This is a genomic window from Bacillus niameyensis (assembly GCF_001375535.1).
Taxonomy (GTDB): Bacteria; Bacillota; Bacilli; order Bacillales; family Bacillaceae_C; genus Lederbergia; species Lederbergia niameyensis.
On sequence record NZ_LN831197.1, the window covers coordinates 1851253 to 1853617 of the forward strand.

Annotated in this window: 2 protein-coding genes; both read left to right on the top strand. The window is 42.4% G+C overall.

Going from position 1 to position 2365, the window contains the following annotated elements; translation table 11 throughout:
• The first annotated feature begins 439 nt into the window (after positions 1 to 439).
• Positions 440 to 718 (top strand): hypothetical protein, encoded by a 279-nt coding sequence (locus BN1243_RS22595; RefSeq protein WP_062110223.1) that lies wholly within the window; start codon positions 440 to 442, stop codon positions 716 to 718.
• 24 nt (positions 719 to 742) lie between these two features.
• The gene (locus BN1243_RS08885; RefSeq protein WP_230200149.1) at positions 743 to 1954 is read left to right on the top strand and encodes a transposase; all 1212 of its coding nucleotides are present in this window, start codon (positions 743 to 745) and stop codon (positions 1952 to 1954) included.
• Positions 1955 to 2365 lie beyond the last annotated feature (411 nt).

Sequence of the window (2365 nt, forward strand, 5' to 3'; positions counted from 1 at the left end):
TAAATAGACTCTCGGCATTCACCGAGTAAGATGGTACAAGGTTTTCTTATACCAATTTTTTATTTCTCCTCCTACTATTAATAGGGGGATATTTCATTTTTTTGTTAGTAAAATTGCTCATTCTCTATTGAACGAGATGAATAATCTACATACTACGCGAGAGCTCGCCACCGTTGATTTCCGTTCCAGGCGGACGCTTTCCGGGGGGCGTGCGGTGAGCTTCCTCGTCGCTACGCTCCTGCGGGATCTCACCTGTCACGCTAATCCCCCAGGAGTCGCCGCCTTCCACTTCAATCAACTAAATTATTCTTTTGCACATATACTTAAGTTTGTCATTCATACAATGAAGTTTTGTTCTTGATTTTGTCGAAAACACTTGACTTTTTAAAAACGCCTCAATAATCACCGGTGAAGGGATTTATTTCCTTACTAACTGCGATTGAAGCCAACGATTATTGCACATGAAGATTATCAAAACTTCGTCCTAGAACAATTAAGGAAGCACTATTCGGGAAGTGTACTCACGATTGTAAATAATGACTGGCCCATTATTTACAAGTTATGGATCACCGATCTCTCTTATCTTACTTCTTGGCTGCGGAGTTCCTACTCTAATAGAGGACCTGAATCTCGTGATCCAGCTTCCATGATGCGCTCATACCTTCTGCTCCTTTTGGCTAAACCAACACTTAGTATTACTGAATGGGTAGATGAATGACACCGAGTGCCTTTTTATGCCATCATGAGTGGCTTTGAACCCGGAAATCTTCCTGGTATAGGGACCTTCTATGACTTTTTCAACCGTTTATGGGGAAGGGAAAGCGCCAATGTTAAACCCTTTATCAAACCAAAACGCCAAAAAACTAAAAGGAAGAAGAAGCCTAAAAAAGGAGAAAAAGCATCCCCATCTAGTCCGGGAATCGTAAGAAAGCTTGTCGATCGTTTTTTTCGCTACGGCTCAAAGAAAAAGGAGCTAACAGGAGATCGACTGTTTAAATATTTCCAATCTCAATTTCTTAAAACATCAGCTAACCTAGGATTACTCGGAGATCTAACCGATCTCGGTGTTGTCGGAGACGGCACACCTATAGAAACAACCAGCTACCCCAGAAGTAAAAGGATTTGTGATTGCGGTGCCCAAGGACTTACGAAATGTGACCATCCGCGTTATTACTCCCAACCCGACATCGACTCAGGATGGGACAGTTCACGGGAAAAGTACTTCAACGGATACCATCTCTACATGTTATCCACTAGCGACAGTCGATACGACTTACCGTTGTATCCAAGACTTCAACCTGCTTCCCGGCATGATTCTGTCAGCCTTGTTGTCAGTGCTATTGAATTTTCGCAACGTGCTACCTTGGGCACGGTTGGTAAGATTCTTTTAGATGCCGCTCATGATGCTGAACCCATTTATGAATTACTAGATCACTATCGTATTGAGCCTTTCATTGATCTAAACGTCCGGACCAAGAAAAACTTCAGCACGGAAAGTGATATTCAGATATCCCCCGAAGGGGTTCCTATTTGTCCAGCAAAACTTAAAATGAAACCAAACGGATATGACAAATCGCAAAATAGGCAAAAATGGCGTTGTCCATTAGCTTGTGGTACAAAAAATACGTGTAAAAGCCCTTGTTCTACAGCCAAATACGGAAGAACATTCCATACTTTTGGGAAAGACAATCTTCGACTTTTTACTAAGACTCCTAGAACATCCGAAAAATGGAAGATCGTTTATAAAAGAAGAACATCGGTAGAACGTTCAAACAAACGAGAAAAAGTCGATTATCACTTAGAATCTGGTCGGCATCGGCCTACAAAGATGTGGTATATACGGACTTACGCCATTATGATGTGTCAACACATTGATGCCTGGTATGCCCATCAAAAAGATGCGCTATCCTTCCTTAACGGTCATATTTTATCTTCAATAGCCAAATCTTTTTAAAGGACCTTATCCAAGGGTTTGTTGATTTTAAAACAAAATCCGTTGAAGGTTGATTGTAGCGAAAGTGCGAGACTCCTGGTCGGCTAAAGACGGCCACGTCCTGTGGCCAACGCCGACACTAGGACGTCCTGTCCGTCGCGGGATCAGCGGGACAGGTGAGACCCCACAGGCGTTTACGCCGAGGAGGCTCACCGCCCGCCCCGCGGAAAGCGAGCAACTGTAGCGGAAATCAACCAAGCACTGTCCTGGTAAGCAACAATGTTTACAAAAACAACCTATTAAAAAAATAAATAAATATGTGACGCTTCTTTGGCATGTCTTTTTTTGAAAAGGTTTTGAAAACAAATACCAAATCTTCAATAATGCTCATTTCCCAGTAATCTTTTGGAAACTCAGCAAATTTACGCCTCT